This window comes from uncultured Treponema sp. (assembly GCF_945873775.1).
Classification (GTDB): Bacteria; Spirochaetota; Spirochaetia; order Treponematales; family Treponemataceae; genus Treponema_D.
Genome location: NZ_CAMCEC010000008.1, coordinates 94,068 through 113,733, shown reverse-complemented (window position 1 = coordinate 113,733; position 19,666 = coordinate 94,068). Strand labels below are relative to the sequence as shown.

Sequence of the window (19,666 nt, the reverse complement as noted above, 5' to 3'; positions counted from 1 at the left end):
CTGGAGTTCAGACGTGTGCTCTTCCGATCTTTAACTCTTATATATAGAACAAATTACTACATAAAAATGATTCTTGGATTTATAGCTCCATCAACATTTGGCTCTTATTCAACATTTGGATATGCAGCACCCGCTCTTCCATTAATTATAATTCTTTTTACAATGAAAGATAAAATTGCTAAACAGATAAAAATATTCCTTTCCATAGGAATAATATTCTTTCTTTTTCCAGTTTTCGGATGTATATTCAATGGTTTTTCATATGTTTCAAACAGATGGGGATTTGCATTCAGTTTTGTTATTGCAATAGGTATTGTTTATGCAATTCCAATAGCTACAAATTCCAATTTCAAGGAAATAAAAAATATTCTTATCACTTGTTTTGCCATCAGTTTTTTTGTTTTTGCTCTTTCACTTGTAAGCAAAGATGTTCGAGAACAGTTTTTTCTGGCGTATATTGTTCTTTTTTTATGCACTTTACTTCTATTTATCTTCTATTATTTTAAGAAATCAACAAAAGTACTCTATTTTGTGATGATTATATTTTCTGCAATTTTTCAAGGAAATTTCAGATATGCACCAAAAGGTTTGGATTATCTGCATAACACTCCAACTCAAAAACAATTTTCCCTATTATTACAAGAATATACGACTCCTATAAAAACAAATGACAATGACTTTTATAGAATTGAAACCTCGAATTTACAAAGTCCAAATGTTCCTGCCGTTATCGGAATAAAAGGAACAACATACTATTGGTCTATAAATAATGGACTTTTATATGATTTTTATAAAGAAAAGAATTTAACTGGAAATGCATTAAGTTCACACGGTCTTGAATTACATTCAGAACTTTTCAAGCTTTTCAATGTAAAATATTATCTCGTTCCAGAAAACAAGGAAAATGAAATCCCGCAATTTTTTAAAGACACTGGAGAAAAATATCTTGAATATAAGATATTTAGAAACACAGAATTTTCGCCGTTTGGCTTGGCTTTAAGCGGTGAGCATATTGAAAATGTAAAAATAGGCTGCAACACACTTGCTGCAGAAGCAAATTTCTCAAATGACAGCAGTGTTTTTCTTTCTATTCCATATTCTAAATTCTGGAAAGCAAAAATTGATGGAAACAAAGTTGAAATAAAACTTGCAAAAACAGCTTTTATGGAACTTGCTATACCAAAAGGAAATCATAATATAGAATTAACTTATACAAATAATTATTCTATTTTGGGGGCAATTGTAACTGCTATAGCATTTTTTGTTTTTTTGATTTTAAATATAAAACGAAAAATAAAGGTTAATAAAAATTATGAAAATCATTCTACTAATTTTAAAAAAGAAACTCTTCAACAAACTTTCTAAAATATGTAGCTTCATAATCCCAAATTCTGTAATAGAAAAATTCATTGAAAAAGATTTTTCAGCAATTATAGAAAAATACAGGAATCATACAGAAGAAAGCCGATTTTTTATGAAAGAAAAATTTTCTGAAAATGTTGGTAATATATGGATATTCTGGTGGCAGGGCTATGACGCCGCGCCACTTCTTGTAAAAAAATGTATTGACAGCATAACAAAAAATGCAAAAAATCATCCAGTTGTTTTAATCACAAAAGAAAACTGGAAAAATTATGCAGATATTCCCGATTACATCATAGAAAAATTAAAAAAAGGCATTATCACCCTTACCCATTTCTCCGACATTCTCCGTATGGCTCTTATTTCCAAAAATGGCGGGCTTTGGCTTGATGCAACAATTTTTGTGTCGAGAGAAATTCCTGAGTATTGCTTTGAACTTCCGTATTTTTCAATTCACTATGAAAATTCAACAAGCAAAATCGCGAAAGGAAAATGGACAGGTTTCTGCCAAGCCGGACAAAAAAATTCGATTATACACAGTTTTTGCCGCGACATATTCTTCTCATATTGGGAAAAATACAGCAAGCTGATTGATTATTTTTTCATTGACTATGTAATGCTTACCGGATACAACAATATTCTAGATTTCAAGAAACTTGTAGATTCCGTGCCGCTCAACAATCAAGGCATAAAAGAACTCGACAAACATTTTAATGATGAATATTCAAAAGAACTTTTAGACAATATTCTATCCAAATCCACCTTTTTCAAACTTAACTGGAAAAGGGATTATAAAAAAGAGATAAACGGCAAAAAAACTCTTTACGGATATTTTTTAGAAGAGAATGAAACAAAACAGCCTTTTTCATGTTACAATCCTGAATAAGTGAAGAAAAATCCCAATAAAATCCATTTGGAAATAAATCATGCAAAACGAACCATTAGTATCTGTAATTATTCCGACTTACAACAGAAGAAATACAATTTTAGCCTCGGTAAACTCTGTCTTGAATCAGACTTACAAGAATATCGAGCTGATTGTCGTTGACGACTGCTCGACTGATGATACAATCAGTATTCTTGAACAAATCAATGACAAAAGGCTGAAAATTATCAGACACTCTGAAAACAAAGGGCAAAACGCGGCAAGAAACACTGGCATAAAAGCAAGCACTGGAGAATATATCGCCCACCACGACAGCGATGATATATGGCGTTTAAATAAACTAAAAGTTCAAATAAATAAGTTGAAAGAAGTCAACGCTGATGTTCTGTGCTGTCAAACTGCTGTAAACGATGAAGATACTCACAAATATTTATATAATCATCCAAATGAGAAATTAGTAAAGGAAGGTCTTATTTCATATAAGCAATTATTAAAATACAACTGTACTACATCCCAGACAATCATTGGAAAAGCAGAATGTTTTAAATATGTTCTATTTGATGAAAACCAACCTAGATTTACAGACTGGGCACTCTCCCTTGATTTAGTAAAAAAATATAAATTATATTATCAGCAAGCAGTTCTTGTTGATGTCTACCAGCAAAAAGATTCCATAACAAAAAATCCTCAAAAAGGTGTAAGAGGAATGGAAATGCTTTTTGAAAAACACAAAGAGGCAATTCTTTCTGACCCGGAAATTGTCGAAAGTTTTTTTAGGAAAAAAGCATCTTTTGTCTGCAAAACAAGGAAAAATCCAAAAGATGAGATGAAAATAATTTTCAAATATAATCCAAATGCTGCAAACTTTGCAAAATATTTGCTGGCTGTTTTTAACCTTTATAAATTACTTTTTAAAATTAAAAACAGCTTATAAGATTTTTATTGAAGTTTTTGAATCATAGCCCAAAGGCTTTCAGCTGAATTGAAATTTTCAGGAATAATATCAGCTGGCGTAATTTCAATATCAAACGCATCATTTAGCTGAGAAATCAATTGGACAATGTCAAATGAGTCAAGAACAGCATTGTCAATAAGATTTTTTTCCGTAGAGAAATCTACATCAGGTTTAAGCTCTGTAAGAATTTCAAGTAATTTTTCCATAAATCAACCATCCTTATTATTATGAATTTATTTTATATGTTTCAAAACTTTGTCTTAAAATTTTATATTCCATTTTATCATAGGAAATCACACACGGCAACGCATGGCTTAAAAACAAATAAATGCCTTCTGTAACAGAATACGCGCCAATGTTTTTAAAAACAAGGAAATCGCCTATAGCAGGAGAATCAAGCGACAAACATTTTGTAATCACATCAGCTGTTGTGCAAAGAGAACCGCAAATTTCAAAACTGGCACATTTATCAGATTTCGCGTCAGTATTATTTTTTACAAGAGAAACAGGCGGAATTTTCATTCCCATTATCTGGCCATAATAATTCAAATGATTTATGCCGCCATCTATCAAGCAATAATTTACATCATTTGTAGATTTTATATCCATTATCTTTGAAACATAAAATCCGCAGGAAGATGCGATAAAGCGTCCTGCTTCAATTGTAAATTTATATTTTGATTTTTCCAATAAATCTGCAACAACATCAAAATCATTATAGTTTTCAGAAAAATCTAGCTGCGCAAAATAATCAAATGAAAATCCAGGACCATATTCTATTTCATTGAATTCAATTCCGGACATTTTTTGAAGGTTATCGCAATAATCCTGAATATATTGAATTTCACTTTCTATTTTTTTTAATTTTTTTTGAGTGCCAGAAAAATAATGAATTCCTCTAAATTTTACATTTTCAATATTTTTCAAAATTTTCAGTGCAGACAAAACATCATTTTCTGACATTCCGAACTGATTTCCGCTTGAAAGCCTGATTAAAACATTTTGAATATAATCGCCTTTTTCTTCTTGTGCAACTTCACTTAAAAATCGGCAATGTTCAAGAGACTCCAGCGTTATTGTGTTAACGTGCATTTTCCACGCAGTTTTTATATCTTCTTTTGTTTTTACTACGCCGGAAAAAACAATCTGCATGGGATTTACTTTGTATTCACGGCAAATAGAAAGTTCCCCAGGAGAACAAACTTCAAAAAGAATTCCTGAATCCTTTAAAGCCTGAATTAAAAAAGCGTTAGATTTTATCGCATAGCAAAGATCGGCATTTTTAGGAAGCTTATTATTTAACAGTCCAATTCGATTTTTTAATATTTCAAAATCAAAAAGATAAAAAGGCGTTCCATATTTTTTTGCAAGTTCCTTAAAATCATGATTTTTCATTTATTAATCCTTTTAAAACATTTTTATCAATTTTTCCATTTTTTGTTACAGGAAATTCTTCAATAAAAAGAAAATCAGCAGGAATCATGTAGGCAGGAAGAATTGACTTCAGTTGAGAAACTATTTCTTTCTTTTCAGTTTGAGTGCCTGTATAAAAAGCCGTTATTTTATTTTCAAAGAAAATACAGCAAGCCCTGGATATTGTGCATATTTTTTCTATTCCTTTTTCAATTTCAGACAGCTCAATTCTGTGTCCCATATGTTTTATCTGGTTGTCTTTGCGGCCAAGATAATAAAGATTGCCGTCTTTTCCATAGCGGCCAAGATCGCCTGTTTTATAGATTCTTTCAAAATATTTTTTATTCAACGGATTCTGAATAAAAACTTCATTCGTTTTGCTATTATTTATATAGCCAAGTGAAACACAAGTTCCGCTCACGCAAATTTCACCTTTCGTTTCAGTGTCATTTTCTGCTATAAGATTTTCATTTTCATCAATGAGCAAAATTTTTTCATTAGGAAATGCTTTTCCGATTGGAATATCATAATCATCTGGTATTTCATCTGGAATTATAAAATATGAGCAGTTGCAGGTTATTTCTGTAGGTCCAAAAAGATTAACATATTTCGCATTGGGAATATATTTTTTCCATATTTTCAGCTGTTTTATAGGCATAACTTCACCTGAAAACATAATTTTTTTTATTGATGTTGGGACTTTATAAGAAAATCCATTTAAAGTTGAAATTATGCACAAAGCAGAAACTGCCCAAATAAGAGTTGTAATCTGATTTTCGCAAAGGAAATCCAAAAGTTTTACAGGAAATGAAAAATACATTTTCGGAATAAGATAAACGGAAGCGCCTGTAAAAACTGCAGAAAAAATATCTTTTACTGAAACATCAAAATCAAATGGGGCTTGATTAGCAATTCTGTCATCTGAAGTTATTTCAAAAATTTCAGTAAAACAACTTATAAAATCAATAACAGAACGATGGGAAACGACAACAGCCTTGGGAACTCCAGTTGAGCCAGATGTAAAATTTGCATAAACGGGTTCTACATCTATTATATTATTACGTCTTTTTTCATTATAGCAAATATTTTCCGCCAGCAAGTCTTCTATAAAAAGCGGCTGTGCACAAAGGTTCTGAACTTTTTTCTCTCTTTTTTTATCTGTTAGAATGAATGGAGTTTCAAGAGTTTTTATCATTAAATTTAAACGTTCATCTGGAAATGAAAAATCGAAAAAAGAATAAAAACAGCCAGCATATAAAGCAGCAAAAAATAATTTCACTGTAACAACTGATTTTTCACACATGACAGGAACAGCTGTTCCCTTTGGAAAATATTTTGCAATTGCACCAGAAAGAGATTTTGATTCATCAACAAGAGATTTCCAAGTAATAGAATAATTAACATCTGCAAACGCAACTTTATCAGGATATATTTCAGCTGTTTTTTCAAGATAATCAAGAACTGTATATTTCATTTTACAAGCATCCTTATTTTATTAATTTCAGATTAATACTGCGCATACATAAACACAGGATTTGACGGAGAAAATGACATAGAAAGAATAACGAGTATTAACGGAACATAATATGCGCTCCACCTAAATGCAATGTTTTTCTTTTGTATCGCAGTATACAAATCGACTTTATTTTCCTTTAGAAAACTTGTTATAAAAACAATAATCGAAGCTGAAATTATTAAAACAAGTTCAGATTCTACATATCTAAAACTACCGAAAACACTTTTTAAATAAGCTTGTGATTTGTAAATTTCTAAAGTGCCAAAATTAAAAAATGTCCGCTTCAAATACAAAAAGCATTTTTTAACATCTGTTATCCTGTCAAAATATGCGCCTATGTTAACAACTATAAAAGTTCTGACTATTTGAAAAACAACAAAACTTTTACTTTTTACATTAATATGAAGAATAGAAGATAATTTTTCAAAAGCCGGCTTAAACAAATCACTAAAAGCAATTACAAGACCATTATACAAGCCCCATAAAACAAAATGAAGTTCCGGCCCATGCCAAATTCCAACAAGAAGAAAAACCACAATATTTGCAATTCCAGCAGGAACAGTGCGCGCTAAATGCTTGCCAATTTTTTTGCCGCCATGCGCAGAAAAAAACTTTCCAATGTTCTGCATAAAATGAGTTAATGCAAGCGGATAAAAAACATAGTCTTTCATCCATAATCCCAAACTTATATGCCACCTTCTCCAAAAGTCCGCCAGGTTTCTTGCAAAATACGGCTGCTTAAAGTTCGGGTGCATTTCAAGCCCAAACAATTTTGAAATTCCTAGAACCATATCTATTCCGCCAGAAAAATCAGCATATTGATAAATTGAAAAAGCTAAAATTCCAAAAGCAATCAAGCTGCCAGGAAAATTATCATAAGGATGATCAAGAACAGAAGAAATTCGAGTATAAAGCAAGTCAGCAATGCAATATTTTTTCATTGCACCAAACAAAATCAAAAGCACGCCATGCTTGATATTTTCAAAATCAAAATTATGCTCTTCTTTAAGTTGAGTTCCAAGCTTATCAAAACGATTGATTGGTCCCATGATAAGCTGCGGAAAAAACGAAACAAACGTAAAATATTTCAAGAACTTCTTTTCATTTTCATATTTTCCATTATAGACATCCATAAAATATGCAGTTGTCTGAAACGTATAAAATGAAATTCCAAGAGGAAGAAGAATGCCTCTAAAGCCGGAAAATTTCAGGAAATCAAAATTAAGTAAAAAACAATTGCCCAAAAAAGAAACAAATGCGTTCCAATATTTTAAATATGCCAAAAGACCAATATTTAATATTAGAACTATCAAAAGAACAATTCTTTTTATATGTTTTATATTTTCTCTTTCAACTTTAAAATCTTCTTTTGTTAAAACAGATTTTTTTTCTCTAAGCAAAAGATTGTATGATGTTATTTTTTTAGCTCCATAAAAAGTTAAAAAAGAACTAAATAAAATAAAAATAAGATTTACAGCTCCACTAAAAGCATAAAAGACAACGCTGGAAATTAAAATACAAATCCATTGAAATTTCTTTGGAAGTTTATAATAACAAAAAAGTGAAATTACAAGAAAAAAACAAAATGACCAAGTTCTAAAATTCATAAAATTTCCAAATTAAAAAGCTGTGTAGTCTTCTATAATAGTGTTATTAAGGATTCCGTCATAAAAACTTAAAATTTTTATTTTTCCAGAAGTTGCGGCAGGATAAACTATAATATTGTTGCTAGAATTTTCAAAAAGAATCTCTTCTTTTCCATCGTACAAAGCATAAACTGTATAAGTCACAAGCCCTCCCTCATGATTTATAACTGGTTTTATTTCGATTGATTTTTTATCAGGAGATTCTTTCAGCATTAAACCATAAATTTTTGGAAGCTGATTTTCAATTTTTTCAGAATAAGTTTTATAAAAAAGTTTGTCAGTTTCTATTTTTCCATTAAAGAAATCGCAAAAAACAGATGTAAATTTTTCTATTCCTGTTTTGTTCAGGTGATTGTCATCGCTGAAATCACAGTCTTCAAGATTTAAAAATTCTGGATGGCAAAGATTAAAATCATAATAGTCGTAACCAAGTTCATTTAAAAAAGAGCGTAAAAAAGAAACATATTCATCGTAATTGCCTTTTTCCATAAGGTAAAAATCGCTGCTTGGATTTGAATAGAAATCAATGCTTATATTGTTTTCTTTGCACAATTTCACAATTTTTCTAATAGTATTTTTCCATTCATTTGAAATATTTTTAACAGGGATTGGTTTTTCAAATCCAGACGAAAAAGTTCCATTGGCAATAACTTTTCTATCAAAAATACAACCTTTTCCTGTATAAAAATCTTTTCCAGAATATTCATACCGATAATAAGAGCCGTCTACTTTTGACTTTACTGTTTTAAAAATAACTGAAGGATTTAAATCCAGCAGCTTGTCTTTTCCAATTGGCAAAAGTGAATTCAAATAATATTTAGGACTTGTTACAGTAAGAAGATATTCAAGTTTTACCAATGGATCTTTCAAATATTCCGAAACTAAATAAGCGCTTGTAGAAGGTGTTTTCTGAAAAAACGGAGTTTCACCTCTGCCGGCCACAGCAAAATCCATTTCCAAGAAAACTTTTTTTATTTTATATTTTCTTACTGCCGCGGATAAAATGGCATAAGTTCCATCTATGCCTTGAGAAGGTGTTCCTGTGCAAAATGTATTCAAATTGAATTTTTCATCAGCTAATTTTGGATAAATTCCGTGGCTTACATGAGATGCGCCGCAAAAAATCACATCAATATTTTCTTGATTATTGAATTCATGCATAAGAATTCGAGTATAAGCATCAGAATCATTCTTAATAAAAAAAGCTATTATTGAAGACAAAACAAAGAAAATAATTCCGAACAAAACAATTTTTACTGAAAGGACAAAGCGTCTCTGCATAATAGAAGAAATTATAACACATTTTTCATTTATATAAAAGAGCAGAGCATTTTTAATTTTCTAATAATTATCCCACTTGAAATCGTCAAAATCTTTTATCTGAACTTCGTATTTGTTGCGGAAAAATTTTTCTATGCTGCGGATTGAAAGCGGCGTTTTGTTTTTGTAATTCGGATTCAGATAAATGTAGGCGGAATACAGGCTCTTGTAGTATTTTGAGCGCACGCTGTTGTCATCAATAAAAACAATTCCAGCAATGCTTTTTGAAACATCGCAGACTTTTATTTTTTCAGTTTTATAGGCGGAAGAGTAATCTTTTGCAGGAAAATCATTTTTTGCAAGTTCCATAAAAGTGCGGCGGCTTAACGAGCGGTAAAAAATATTGTTGAAATTTCCAAAATCCACGGTTTCTTCGTTAAACCAGGGATTTTTTACCATTGTTATAAGCGAATATTCGTTGTCCACAAGCTTGTTTCCGTAGTCAAGAAATTTATATCTATAAGCCTGAGCCATTGCAAACGGAGAATAGTCTTTTACAGTCAAAAGTTCGCCCGGCCAGCTGATTCTAAAATTAAACGCCAGTCCTGAGTCAGAAAAATACGAAACAAAATTCTGATTTTTCTTCACTGCATTTTTCAAGATCCGCTCAATCTCGTGCCGCTTTGAAACAAGAGAATTTTTCACATCAAGATAATCAAGACTTGAAAGGTTGTCCACACCTATTAAAATGCTTTTCTTAAATTCTTTTGCAGCATAACTTTCAACCGCTTCAAAAATCCGATCAAAAATAATCTGATGCACGCAGTTGAACGACTTGACATCAGTAAAAAGCTTTTCACTTTTAAGCGAAAGACACAAGTCAATGTCGATTTTTTCCTTCTGTCCGTTTATAGCCGGAATGCTTTCTTTATGTCGCTTTATTTCAAGAAGATTTATATAAGAAATTCCAAGGAATTCTGAAAACTGCGAATAAAAGTCCAAAGCCACAAGCTCGCTGTAAGGTCCTGCCCAGCCTGAATCTTTCGCCTCGCCAAGATTTTTTACACGCTCGCAGATTGTGTTCAGCGCGATTTTGTTGTCCTTGAATTTTTCATTAAGCCGGGTAAGACGATTTATAAAATTAAAGGCAAACATATTCAGCGGATAAATATTGAGAGGCTGAATGCATTTGTTTGTGTTCCGCTTTTTCTTGATGATTTTTCTTACGCCAAAAATATCGCGGATTATTTTTTCAAGATTCTCAACATCTGTCATAATAAAATCCTGTACCCTAAAACGCATTTTGTCAAACAAATTATTTTGAACATTCAAGAACAGAAGAATACAAAAAAGCCCCGGAATCTTTCCAGGGCTCAAAAATTATCTTGCGTATTCAATAATGCGGGTTTCGCGTATCATTGTAATTTTGATTCTTCCAGGATAACGCAAGTCAGTTTCAATCTGCTTTGCAATCTGCTTTGCAAGATCTTTTACCTGCTCATCTGGAATTTTATCATTGTTTACAAGAATACGAAGCTCACGTCCAGCCTGAATTGCATAGGCCTGCTCTACTCCGTGGAATTTCTTTGCAGTTTCCTCAAGATTTTCAAGACGTTTAACATAGTTATCTACAGTCTCACGTCTTGCTCCAGGGCGGGCTGCGCTTATAGCATCGGCAACCTGAACAATAACAGCTTCTATTGTCTGAGGCTCGCAGTCATTGTGGTGCGCCTCAATCGCATTGACCACACGAGGATCTTCGCCCATCTTGCGTGCCATTTCCGCACCGACTTCCGCATGGTTCTGGTCGCTGTCATTTTCCGCGCCTTTTCCAATGTCATGTAACAAAGCAGCACGTTTTGCAAGTTCCCTGTTCGCGCCAACTTCAGCGGCAAGAAGGCTTGCAAGCTCAGCAACTTCCTTTGAGTGCGTAAGAACATTCTGTCCGTAGCTTGTTCTAAAGTAAAGGCGGCCGATAGCTCTTATCGCTTCCTGGCTCATGCTGTGCAGACCAAGCTCAAACAAAGCCTTTTCACCTTCCTCATAAATCTTCTGCTGAATTTCGCGGGTAACCTTCTGAACAATCTCTTCTATACGAGCCGGATGAATTCTTCCGTCGATAATAAGACGCTCCAAAGCCACACGCGCAATTTCCTTTCTTACAGGATCAAAGCAACTGATAACAACGGCTTCCGGCGTGTCATCAATAATAATATCAACGCCAGTCAAAGTTTCCAAAGAACGGATGTTGCGGCCTTCGCGTCCAATAATGCGACCCTTCATTTCGTCACTTGGAAGAGAAACTGTCGCGACTGTGATTTCGCTTGTAGTTTCTGTTGCAATGCGCTGAATGGCGGAAACAAGAATTTCCTGCGCTTTTTTTTCTGCATTAAACTGAGCTTCCTGATCAATCTTGTTCAGCAAAGACTGAGCGTCATGGCGGGCGTCATTTTCAAGGTTCTTGATTATAAGAGCCTTTGCTTCTTCCGCAGTAAGCCCCGAAATTCTTTCAAGCTCCACCCGAAGCTTTCCTTCTTCTTCAGAAAGAATAGCCTCGCGCTTGTGAAGCTCCGCTACATTTAAAGCAAATTCCTTGTCGCGCTTTTCAAACTCCTGATTCCGTTGTTCCAGAAGCTCTTCTTTTTTGTTTACACGGCTTTCATAACGCTGTAGTTCTGTACGGCGTTCACGGTTCTCCCTTTCCTGCTGATTACGGTCCTGAATGAGTTGTTCTTTTGCCTGAAGAAGAATCTCTTTTTTCTGAGCTTCCGCTTCTTTTATTGCATCTTGTTTAACGCGCTCGGCTTTTTGCTCCGAGGCGGAAAGTTGAAATCTGGCATAAACCCAGCGAATTGTCCATCCAAGAAGTATTCCTGCTACAGGGAGAACAATGAACAATATCAAATTCATTGACATTTCATTTTCTCCTATCATTTAGTTAGAATAATTGATTTATTATAGTAATATATAAGAAAGAGAATGTCAAATACTATAGTTTATTATATAGAAGAAAATAACTTTTAAAAGCCAAATAAATCTTGAAAATCTTAAAAAGACGAATTCTGAATTTTATACTTTACTGTCATTATCTGGCTTGACCCGACAATCCCATAGAACTAAAGATTCCCGTGTCAACGTCCGCCTTGCGGCGCACTGCACGGGAATGACAGTCAAGTTAAACAATGGTTTTTAATAAAACTCAACTTTCAGACTAACTATTTTAGTTGAAGTGAGAAACTCCATCGCCGCTTTCGCAGTCAAAGAATGAAGCTTCGTATCCTACAACTTTCTTGTATTCAGTCTGGACATTTTCAACAAACTGCTCAACTTTGTCTTTATGAACAAGCGCAATTCCGCAGCCGCCAAATCCAGCTCCAGTCATTCTTGCTCCGATGCATCCGTCCTGTTTCTGGGCAGTTTCCGCAAGAGTATCAAGCTCAATTCCTGTAACTTCATAGTCATTTTTGAGGGACTCGTGGCTTTCGTTCAGGAGTTTGCCGAGTTTTTCAAGATTTCCGGCTTTTAATGCGCTAACGGCGTCTTTTACACGCTGATTTTCATAGACACAATGCTTTGCGCGGCGGACAAGAAGTTCATCTTTTATCAAAGCTTTTAAATTTTCCAACTGCTCTGGAGAAAGCTCGCACAACGCGGAAATTTTCACGCCTCCGTCCTGAAGAATCTTCAAGGCCTCCTCGCACTGGCTTCTGCGCTCGTTGTACTTGCTGTCTGCAAGACGGCGCTGCTTGTTTGTGTTCATGACAACAAATCTGTAGTCTCCAAGCTCAAGCGGAACATATTCATATTCAAGCGTGTTGCAGTCAAGGACAATTGCTGTATTCTTTTTTCCTGTGGAAATTATAAACTGATCCATAATTCCGCAGTTTACGTTCATAAAATTATGCTCGCTCATCTGGCCAAGCTTAGCAATTTCAACACGGTCAATTCCAAAGCCAAAAGTTTCGCTTACAGCATAGGCAAAACCGCATTCAAGGGCAGAAGAAGATGAAATTCCGCCGGCCGCAGGAACATTGCTTACCATGAGAATTTCAAATCCGCAGTCAAATTTAAAGCCTTTTTCCTTCATCTGGGAAAGAATTCCGTTTAGATAGTTTGCATATCCGTTTTCCTTGGCATATTTAAAATCGTCATTTATGTCAAATTCATATTTTCCAGGAAATTTAAGGTCGTTGTAGACAACTTTTGTGTCATTGCGTTTTCTGATGGCAACATAAAGATAGCGGTTTATAGCAGCAGGGAAAACTTTTCCGCCGTTGTAGTCAATATGCTCGCCTATAATGTTAATTCTTGCTGGTGAAGAAAAAATCTTTACAGAATCTTCTGTTCCGCCGTAAAACTTTACAAAATCAGCAGGAAGCGAATTTGGATTATACAATTCAGCCATTTGAAACCTCGCAATTCAAAAATTAAAGTGAGTTCTTAAAGATGACTTTATGATAACAAAGAATTTTTCAGTTAGCAAGTTAAAGGAAAAAGCAAAGAGCAATCAGTTGCGCAAAATGAACAGAAGTATTTTTTTTACAATGAAACTGCGCCATAAATGCTTTTAACTCTTGAATTTACTGAATCTTTTCACTAAAATGTTAGTTCACACTGTTTAGTGTGGAAAACTCATATCGGAGGAAAAAATTGGTCAAAATCAGACTAAAGAAGATGGGCACAAAAAAACGCCCAGACTACCGCATTGTCGTCCTTGACGCAGCAAAACCACGTGATGGCGCAACAATCGAAGAAATCGGACAGTACCATCCAATTGCTGCAGAAGGAAGCCAGACTTCTTTCAATGAAGAACGCGCCAAATACTGGATCAGCGTTGGAGCTCAGCCTACAGAAATCGTAAAAAAGATTTTCAGACAGGGCGGATTGGCTGCTGACGGAACAAAAATCACCAAATAAATTACAGGGAGCACAACATGGAAAAAGACCTGATTGAATTTATTGCAAAGTCATTGGTCGATGATCCAAATGCAGTCTCTGTAACGGAAACCGAAGGCGAGCGCGGACCTGTTCTTCAGTTAAGCGTTGCACAAGGTGATATTGGCAAGGTTATTGGCAAATACGGTCGTATTGCAAAAGCTCTGCGTACTGTTTTAAGCGCAACGTCAAATAAAGACGGAAAGCATTACAGCCTGGAAATTCTGGACTGATGGCATCGAATGCGATGACAGAGCGGTTTGTAGTTGGCATTGTCCGCGGTTCCCATGGAATAACGGGCGAATTCAAAGTAGAAAGCACTTCCGGCGAGTACGGGCATTTTGCAAGTATGGAAGAAGTGGCTTTGACAGACGGAACAGCTGAAAAAACTTTCAAAGTTGAATCAACAAAGGAAGCGGCGTCCACTCTGTACATGAAACTAGCTGGAATAAATTCACCTGAAGAAGCTGCAAGATACAACAGGTGGAAAATCGTAGTTCCACGCAAAAATGCTCATAAACTGCAGAAAAATGAGTGGTATATCGAGGATTTAAAAGGATGCTCGGTATGGTATAAAAAGGAAACGGCGGATAATACCGCACCGGCAATTGACGAAAATTCAGTTGTTGGAACAGTCACAAACGTAATGGAAGGCGGATCAGGTTATCTCGTTGAGATTTTGCTGTCCGAGGCTTGCAGTTTTTTGGACGATTCGGTTAAGCTGAATAAAAATGGCAGAGCAAGAACAGTTTTTGTTCCATTCAAAGACCAGTTTATTGGCAAAGTCGATATTGAAAATAAAACTATGCAGCTCATGCACCTCTGGATTCTGGAGTAATTCCTATGAAATTTACTGTGCTGACCTTATTTCCTGAAATTCCGCGCGCTTTTTTTACAAGCTCGATCATGGCGAAAGCGGTAGAGAAAGGAATTATTGCCTACGATTTGGTCAATATCAGGGATTTTGCCTTTGATAGACACCACACTTGTGATGACGCTCCCTACGGCGGAGGCGCTGGACAGCTTTTGCTTCCGGAACCTCTAGGACTGGCATTGGACAGTGTAGAAGCATACAAAAAGACGAAGCATGTTATTTATGTTACGCCAAGCGGAAAGCCTTTTACACAGAAAAAAGCCCAGGAACTCAGCCGGAAAGATGAAATTGTCCTGATTTGTGGACGATATGAAGGTATCGACCAGCGGATTATTGACTGCTACGTTGACGAGGAAATCTCCATAGGAGATTACGTAATGTCCAGCGGAGAAGTTGCCGCTACAGTTATTGTAGACACGGTTTACAGGCTTGTTGACGGCGTAATAACCAGCGAATCTTTGGATGAAGAAAGTTTTTCAGGCAGCCTTTTGGAATATCCCCAGTATACAAGGCCGAATGTATACAAAGGCATGGAAGTGCCGTCTGTTTTAAGCAGCGGAAACCATGAAGAAATCCGAAAGTGGCGGCTTTTTAAGAGCCTTCAGAAAACCTTGCGGAACAGACCAGATCTGATTCAAAAGGCAAGAACTGACGGTACTCTTACAGAAGAAGCAGAAAAAATGATCGGGACGCTTACGGACTTTGTAACATACAAGAACGACCGCAAGCAAAAAAGCAAGCTGCGTTATGTTCAGTCAAGAACAAAAGACAGCGGCAAATAGGAGATAAAAATGGATCTTATAAAGACTATTGAAGAACAGCAGAAGAAACCTAACGCAGAATATTTCAGCGTAGGAGACACTGTAAAAGTTCACTTTGAAATCATCGAAGGAAAAACAAAACGTATTCAGATTTATGAAGGTCTTGTTATTTGCTTCAAGAACTCAGGAATTTCAAAGACATTCACAGTTCGCAAGACTAGCTATGGCGTTGGAGTTGAGCGTGTATTCCCTGTAAACAGCCCGCGCATTATCAAGGTTGAAATTGTTCGCCTTGGAAAAGTTCGCCGCTCAAAGATTTACTACGTTCGCGACAAGGTTGGAAAAGCTGCAAAAATCAAGGAGCTTCTCGGACCAAAGGCAAACGCAAAACTTGCAGCAGCTAAGGCAGCAAACGCAGCAGAAGACAAAAAAGAAGCTGCAATCAACGCAGAGCACAAGGCAGAAGAAGCCGCAGCATCTGCAGCAGCAAAAGCAAAGAAATAAGATTTTTAAGGAATTTTACATTCTTACAGCTTAATTCAAGGGAAGATACATTTTGTGTCTTCCCTTTTTTTGTCAATATTTATAAAATTAATGAAATGTCCTCAGCAATCGAAAGCATAAAAAATGCCTACATTCAAAGTCAGAACATTCCGCAGAAAAAATTTGCCGCCGGAGACGAAGTTTCTGTAAAAGTTATAAAAAATCTTGGAAACGGAAACTACACAGTTTTTCTGCAAGGCGCAAAAATCAATGTAAAAAGCAAAATTCCTCTTTATGAAGGAAGCTCATTCAAAGCCACACTCGAAATAGGCGCAGATTCAAAAATCATTCTAAAGACAGTTTCAGAGCAAAAAAATGCGGATTTTTTCCCACGCACACTATTAGAATTTTTAAATTCAGCAGGAATTGAAGCGGATTCGGTTGTGTTAAAAATTGTCCAGCAGATGATTCAAAGCGGCGTAAAACTTGACAAAGCAATAATCAGAAAAGCAAAATCAGTTTCATCTCTATTTCCGGGAAAAGAAAAACAAGCGGCGGAAATTTCTGCAATGCTAATGGAAAAAGGAATCGAGCCGGAAGAAAAATTAATAGAAAAGTTTTTGATTTTAACAGAACCCAGCAATTGGAAAAATTCCGGCAACAGCGAAAAAAACAGTGCAAAAAGCGACGAAAACTTCTTAAAGAAAATCTACCAGGAAATTCCAGAAAACAAAGGCGGAATTCTTACGCTCGCAAACCATTTAAAATCAAGAGACGGCACGGGAAAGCACTGGATAGTCCTCCCCTTTTTGTGGCAGCTTGAAAAAGACGAAGCAAAAGGCCTAATAAGAATTTTAATTGATTTTAACAAAAAAATAACAGAAAAAATACAAATAAATTGCGAATTTGAGTGGAAAAAATTTTTTTTTGTGTTATATTTAAATAAGAGCAAGGTTACGGAAGTGCGGTTCTGTACATTACCGTCGCTTTTGACCTCTAACATTCATTCTGAGGAAGAGCGGCTTGGAGAATTGCTTTGTTCCGGCATGAACGGCGATTCTGTGACAGTAACCTATTCCGCCTTGGCTTTTTCTGACAGTCTTTGCACTGATTCAGAACTTTTCCTGCCATTCAAGGATTCTGCTGTATGAAACAGATAAGAAATTTTTTCGCAGTATCCTTAAAATATCCTGAAAACGCAGACGCGCCTTTTATTTCAGCCAAAGAAAGCGGAATTCTCGCAAAAAAGATGGTCGAAATTGCGCATGAAAACAATATTCCAGTTATAGAAAACGACATTGCGGCAAATGTTCTTTCAATGCGGCAGATTGGCGAATGCATTCCAGAAAGCACATGGGAAGCGATTGCAGAAATTTTCGCTTTTATAAAAAATATGGAAAAAGCCCAGTGAAAGAATCCACGCGGACAAAAGGAATAACAGGCGAAGAAAAAGCCAGGGATTTTTTAATCCAAAACGGATATTCAATTCTTGACAGAAATTTCAGAATTCGGGAAGGAGAAATCGACATAATAGCGGAAAAACAGAATTTTTTAGTTTTTGTGGAAGTAAAAAGCCTTCCGCTTGGAAATGCTGAAATTCTTGCGCATGAGCTCAATTCAATAAAACGAAAAAAGATTATTAAAACTTCTAAATGTTACCTGAAAAAACATCGACAATATAATAACAGATTCATACGCTATGATGTAATAGCAATTGATGTTCCGGGGCTGGATCCGGTTTATCATATTGAAAACGCTTTTTCGGAGTAAATAATGCAGGCTGTAAACAATGCAACGCCAAATTCAGCACTTTCTCCCCGCATAAGGGAGCTACAGAAAAAAATTCAGGATGAAAACTATATAAATTCAGCCGTAGACAGAATCGCGCTTATAATGAGCCGCCATATTGTAGAATTTCATATAGAAAAAAAATTGTAATTGAACTATAATTCATGCCATGCGAAGAGACAGACATTCAAGAAAACACATTGGAAACTGGAAAAACAATAGTAACAATAGAAGGGATTTTGACGAGCGGAAAAATTTTCAGCCTCCGAAGCCAGTATTTCGTCCTACAATAAAATCTGTGTCGCCGGAACAAATTCAGCATGATGAAGAAGCCATAAAAAAATTCAAATCGGCAAATCAGCCAGTATGCTCAGTCTGCGGACAAATTATCCGGGATATTTCGACCGCAATAAACAGCAAAGGCGCGGATTCTTTAATTCACTTTGACTGCGCAATTGAGCTTATTTCAAAAAATGAAAAAATTGAAACTGGCGACAAGCTCACGTACATCGGGCAAGGCAGATTCGGAATTGTTCATTTTGCAAGTCCAAGCGACACAAAGCATTTTTCAATAAAAAAAATAATCGACTGGGAAGAAAAAGACAAGAAACCTGAATGGCGCAGCGAGATGGCTGACCTTTACAGCAAAATCAAATAATTTTTGAATATATTCAGCCAGAAACTGTTTTTGCGGTTGAAAGAACTTTTAGAATTCTATATAATATTTTGCGTCGCCGGGATGGTGGAATAGGTAGACACAAGGGACTTAAAATCCCTCGGCAATTTAACCTGCCGTGCCAGTTCGATTCTGGTTCCCGGCAAACAGCAGGCAGCTTGAAAACTTCAGGCTGCTTTTTTTTTCGAGGTTTAGAAATGTTTTCAGACACGCATTTTCACTTTCATTATCTGGTTGAAAATAACTCACAAGAATTCGGAACTGAAATTCTTGAGCAGATGGCAAAAAACAGAATTTATTTCGGGCTTGACATTGGCACAAAATGCTCGGACTTGGCTGAGCGCGCGCAAATTCTTGAAAACTGCCTGGAAGAAATTCCGGATGTGAATCTGCAAAGCAAACTGAAAAAATCGATTTTCTTTAGCTCAGGAATTTGGCCTGATCCAGATTCAATAAAGGAAAGAGAATCGTGCCTGGAAGAGCTTAGGGACAGCATTGAAGAATTCAAGGAAAGTTCAAGTTGCTTTTCATCTCATCTTGCGGCGATTGGCGAAGGCGGAATTGACCATCATTGGAATCCAAGCGGACCAGACGGACGCAACGAATCGGACTTTGACAAGGAAATGTTCTTTGGCGAAAAAGAGCTTTTTGAAATGCAGTTGGAACTTGCAAAGGAACTGGATCTTCCGTTTATTGTGCATTCACGGGACGGATTTGAAGACACGGTCGATGTGCTCCGCACGGCAAATTACAACAGAGGAATTATCCACTGTTTTTCTTACGGACTTAGCGAGGCAAAAACATTTCTTGACTTGGGCTGGTATCTTGCATTTGGAGGCGCAACCACATATACAAAAAAAGCAAAAATGGACGAGCTTATAGAACTTTTGCAATATGTTCCAAAAGACAGAATTCTTCTTGAAACAGACTCTCCATATCTTGCGCCAGTTCCGATGCGCGGAAGCGAAAATAATCCGCTTTTAATAAAATACACTTACGAATTTATTTCTGAAAAAATAGGATTAAGCGTAGACAAGCTGAATAAAATTGTAGACGACAACTGCAGCGAGCTTTTCAAACTGAAAAAATAAAAAACGCCGGAAGAATCGCA

22 protein-coding genes and 1 tRNA gene are annotated in these 19,666 nt (G+C 35.7%); 15 read left to right on the top strand and 8 right to left on the bottom strand.

What is annotated here, in order from left to right; all coding sequences use genetic code 11:
• From Q0N70_RS06065 to Q0N70_RS06055, 3 genes are all read left to right on the top strand, one after another.
• Nucleotides 1–1,365, top strand: a 1,365-nt coding sequence (locus Q0N70_RS06065) for a YfhO family protein (protein WP_294014933.1), incomplete at its 5' end; no start/stop codon positions are given.
• Entirely contained in the window at nucleotides 1,313–2,248 is a 936-nt protein-coding gene (locus Q0N70_RS06060) for a capsular polysaccharide synthesis protein (protein WP_294014931.1), read from the top strand. The genes Q0N70_RS06065 and Q0N70_RS06060, both read left to right, overlap by 53 nt.
• A 40-nt stretch (nucleotides 2,249–2,288) precedes the next feature.
• Nucleotides 2,289–3,182: a glycosyltransferase family 2 protein gene (locus tag Q0N70_RS06055; protein WP_294014929.1), complete on the top strand. Its 894-nt coding sequence runs from the start codon at nucleotides 2,289–2,291 to the stop codon at nucleotides 3,180–3,182.
• A gap of 5 nt (nucleotides 3,183–3,187) precedes the next feature.
• On the opposite strand, the gene Q0N70_RS06050 is transcribed toward Q0N70_RS06055, so the two are convergent.
• From Q0N70_RS06050 to Q0N70_RS06015, 8 genes are all read right to left on the bottom strand, one after another.
• Nucleotides 3,188–3,409, bottom strand: coding sequence for an acyl carrier protein (locus Q0N70_RS06050; protein ID WP_013701215.1), 222 nt, complete (start codon nucleotides 3,407–3,409; stop codon nucleotides 3,188–3,190).
• Nucleotides 3,410–3,428: 19 nt separating this feature from the next.
• On the bottom strand, nucleotides 3,429–4,598 hold the full coding sequence (locus tag Q0N70_RS06045) for an alanine racemase (protein WP_294014925.1): 1,170 nt from the start codon (nucleotides 4,596–4,598) through the stop codon (nucleotides 3,429–3,431).
• Nucleotides 4,585–6,090, bottom strand: a complete 1,506-nt coding sequence (locus Q0N70_RS06040) for an AMP-binding protein (RefSeq protein ID WP_294014923.1) — start codon at nucleotides 6,088–6,090, stop codon at nucleotides 4,585–4,587. Before Q0N70_RS06040 ends, Q0N70_RS06045 begins: the two co-directional genes overlap by 14 nt.
• A gap of 32 nt (nucleotides 6,091–6,122) precedes the next feature.
• Complete coding sequence (locus Q0N70_RS06035) at nucleotides 6,123–7,739, bottom strand: MBOAT family protein (protein ID WP_294014921.1); 1,617 nt, start codon at nucleotides 7,737–7,739, stop codon at nucleotides 6,123–6,125.
• Between the two features lie 12 nt (nucleotides 7,740–7,751).
• Entirely contained in the window at nucleotides 7,752–9,059 is a 1,308-nt protein-coding gene (locus Q0N70_RS06030; RefSeq protein WP_294014918.1) for a hypothetical protein, read from the bottom strand.
• A 60-nt stretch (nucleotides 9,060–9,119) separates the two neighbouring features.
• Complete coding sequence (locus Q0N70_RS06025; protein WP_273354688.1) at nucleotides 9,120–10,313, bottom strand: hypothetical protein; 1,194 nt, start codon at nucleotides 10,311–10,313, stop codon at nucleotides 9,120–9,122.
• Between the two features lie 105 nt (nucleotides 10,314–10,418).
• Nucleotides 10,419–11,948 (bottom strand): ribonuclease Y, encoded by a 1,530-nt coding sequence (rny, locus tag Q0N70_RS06020; protein WP_294014939.1) that lies wholly within the window; start codon nucleotides 11,946–11,948, stop codon nucleotides 10,419–10,421.
• A 310-nt stretch (nucleotides 11,949–12,258) separates the two neighbouring features.
• Nucleotides 12,259–13,443: a galactokinase gene (locus tag Q0N70_RS06015; RefSeq protein WP_013701208.1), complete on the bottom strand. Its 1,185-nt coding sequence runs from the start codon at nucleotides 13,441–13,443 to the stop codon at nucleotides 12,259–12,261.
• Between the two features lie 245 nt (nucleotides 13,444–13,688).
• Between Q0N70_RS06015 and rpsP the strand changes: the two genes are divergently transcribed.
• The 12 genes from rpsP to Q0N70_RS05955 all read left to right on the top strand — a co-directional run bounded on the left by rpsP (nucleotide 13,689) and on the right by Q0N70_RS05955 (nucleotide 19,646).
• Nucleotides 13,689–13,955, top strand: a complete 267-nt coding sequence (gene rpsP / locus Q0N70_RS06010; RefSeq protein WP_013701207.1) for a 30S ribosomal protein S16 — start codon at nucleotides 13,689–13,691, stop codon at nucleotides 13,953–13,955.
• A 17-nt stretch (nucleotides 13,956–13,972) separates the two neighbouring features.
• The gene (locus tag Q0N70_RS06005) at nucleotides 13,973–14,206 is read left to right on the top strand and encodes a KH domain-containing protein (RefSeq protein WP_013701206.1); all 234 of its coding nucleotides are present in this window, start codon (nucleotides 13,973–13,975) and stop codon (nucleotides 14,204–14,206) included.
• Nucleotides 14,206–14,811 (top strand): ribosome maturation factor RimM, encoded by a 606-nt coding sequence (rimM, locus tag Q0N70_RS06000; RefSeq protein ID WP_294014914.1) that lies wholly within the window; start codon nucleotides 14,206–14,208, stop codon nucleotides 14,809–14,811. The genes Q0N70_RS06005 and rimM overlap by 1 nt, the downstream gene beginning before the upstream one ends.
• Nucleotides 14,812–14,816: 5 nt before the next feature.
• Nucleotides 14,817–15,629 (top strand): tRNA (guanosine(37)-N1)-methyltransferase TrmD, encoded by an 813-nt coding sequence (gene trmD / locus Q0N70_RS05995; RefSeq protein WP_294014911.1) that lies wholly within the window; start codon nucleotides 14,817–14,819, stop codon nucleotides 15,627–15,629.
• 9 nt (nucleotides 15,630–15,638) lie between these two features.
• Nucleotides 15,639–16,112 carry a 50S ribosomal protein L19 gene (gene rplS / locus Q0N70_RS05990; RefSeq protein ID WP_294014909.1) on the top strand — a complete coding sequence of 158 codons (474 nt, stop codon included), beginning with the start codon at nucleotides 15,639–15,641 and terminating at the stop codon, nucleotides 16,110–16,112.
• 95 nt (nucleotides 16,113–16,207) lie between these two features.
• On the top strand, nucleotides 16,208–17,242 hold the full coding sequence (locus tag Q0N70_RS05985; RefSeq protein WP_294014907.1) for a hypothetical protein: 1,035 nt from the start codon (nucleotides 16,208–16,210) through the stop codon (nucleotides 17,240–17,242).
• On the top strand, nucleotides 17,239–17,502 hold the full coding sequence (locus tag Q0N70_RS05980; RefSeq protein WP_294014904.1) for an EscU/YscU/HrcU family type III secretion system export apparatus switch protein: 264 nt from the start codon (nucleotides 17,239–17,241) through the stop codon (nucleotides 17,500–17,502). Before Q0N70_RS05985 ends, Q0N70_RS05980 begins: the two co-directional genes overlap by 4 nt.
• A complete protein-coding gene (locus Q0N70_RS05975; protein WP_294014902.1) occupies nucleotides 17,499–17,861 on the top strand; it encodes a YraN family protein in 363 nt (120 codons plus the stop codon). The genes Q0N70_RS05980 and Q0N70_RS05975 overlap by 4 nt, the downstream gene beginning before the upstream one ends.
• 3 nt (nucleotides 17,862–17,864) lie before the next feature.
• The gene (locus Q0N70_RS05970; RefSeq protein ID WP_013701199.1) at nucleotides 17,865–18,029 is read left to right on the top strand and encodes a hypothetical protein; all 165 of its coding nucleotides are present in this window, start codon (nucleotides 17,865–17,867) and stop codon (nucleotides 18,027–18,029) included.
• A 19-nt stretch (nucleotides 18,030–18,048) separates the two neighbouring features.
• Nucleotides 18,049–18,537: a hypothetical protein gene (locus tag Q0N70_RS05965; protein WP_294014900.1), complete on the top strand. Its 489-nt coding sequence runs from the start codon at nucleotides 18,049–18,051 to the stop codon at nucleotides 18,535–18,537.
• Nucleotides 18,538–18,612: 75 nt separating this feature from the next.
• Nucleotides 18,613–18,700: transfer RNA gene (locus Q0N70_RS05960), tRNA-Leu, on the top strand.
• Between the two features lie 52 nt (nucleotides 18,701–18,752).
• Nucleotides 18,753–19,646 (top strand): TatD family hydrolase, encoded by an 894-nt coding sequence (locus Q0N70_RS05955; RefSeq protein ID WP_294014898.1) that lies wholly within the window; start codon nucleotides 18,753–18,755, stop codon nucleotides 19,644–19,646.
• Nucleotides 19,647–19,666: the final 20 nt, after the last annotated feature.

Coding starts and splice junctions, on each gene's coding strand:
- Q0N70_RS06060 (WP_294014931.1), top strand. CDS start 1,313: ATGAAAATCATTCTACTAATTTTAAAAAAGAAACTCTTCAACAAACTT.
- Q0N70_RS06055 (WP_294014929.1), top strand. CDS start 2,289: ATGCAAAACGAACCATTAGTATCTGTAATTATTCCGACTTACAACAGA.
- Q0N70_RS06050 (WP_013701215.1), bottom strand. CDS start 3,409: ATGGAAAAATTACTTGAAATTCTTACAGAGCTTAAACCTGATGTAGAT.
- Q0N70_RS06045 (WP_294014925.1), bottom strand. CDS start 4,598: ATGAAAAATCATGATTTTAAGGAACTTGCAAAAAAATATGGAACGCCT.
- Q0N70_RS06040 (WP_294014923.1), bottom strand. CDS start 6,090: ATGAAATATACAGTTCTTGATTATCTTGAAAAAACAGCTGAAATATAT.
- Q0N70_RS06035 (WP_294014921.1), bottom strand. CDS start 7,739: ATGAATTTTAGAACTTGGTCATTTTGTTTTTTTCTTGTAATTTCACTT.
- Q0N70_RS06030 (WP_294014918.1), bottom strand. CDS start 9,059: ATGCAGAGACGCTTTGTCCTTTCAGTAAAAATTGTTTTGTTCGGAATT.
- Q0N70_RS06025 (WP_273354688.1), bottom strand. CDS start 10,313: ATGACAGATGTTGAGAATCTTGAAAAAATAATCCGCGATATTTTTGGC.
- rny (WP_294014939.1), bottom strand. CDS start 11,948: ATGAATTTGATATTGTTCATTGTTCTCCCTGTAGCAGGAATACTTCTT.
- Q0N70_RS06015 (WP_013701208.1), bottom strand. CDS start 13,443: ATGGCTGAATTGTATAATCCAAATTCGCTTCCTGCTGATTTTGTAAAG.
- Q0N70_RS06005 (WP_013701206.1), top strand. CDS start 13,973: ATGGAAAAAGACCTGATTGAATTTATTGCAAAGTCATTGGTCGATGAT.
- rimM (WP_294014914.1), top strand. CDS start 14,206: ATGGCATCGAATGCGATGACAGAGCGGTTTGTAGTTGGCATTGTCCGC.
- trmD (WP_294014911.1), top strand. CDS start 14,817: ATGAAATTTACTGTGCTGACCTTATTTCCTGAAATTCCGCGCGCTTTT.
- rplS (WP_294014909.1), top strand. CDS start 15,639: ATGGATCTTATAAAGACTATTGAAGAACAGCAGAAGAAACCTAACGCA.
- Q0N70_RS05985 (WP_294014907.1), top strand. CDS start 16,208: ATGTCCTCAGCAATCGAAAGCATAAAAAATGCCTACATTCAAAGTCAG.
- Q0N70_RS05980 (WP_294014904.1), top strand. CDS start 17,239: ATGAAACAGATAAGAAATTTTTTCGCAGTATCCTTAAAATATCCTGAA.
- Q0N70_RS05970 (WP_013701199.1), top strand. CDS start 17,865: ATGCAGGCTGTAAACAATGCAACGCCAAATTCAGCACTTTCTCCCCGC.
- Q0N70_RS05965 (WP_294014900.1), top strand. CDS start 18,049: ATGCGAAGAGACAGACATTCAAGAAAACACATTGGAAACTGGAAAAAC.
- Q0N70_RS05955 (WP_294014898.1), top strand. CDS start 18,753: ATGTTTTCAGACACGCATTTTCACTTTCATTATCTGGTTGAAAATAAC.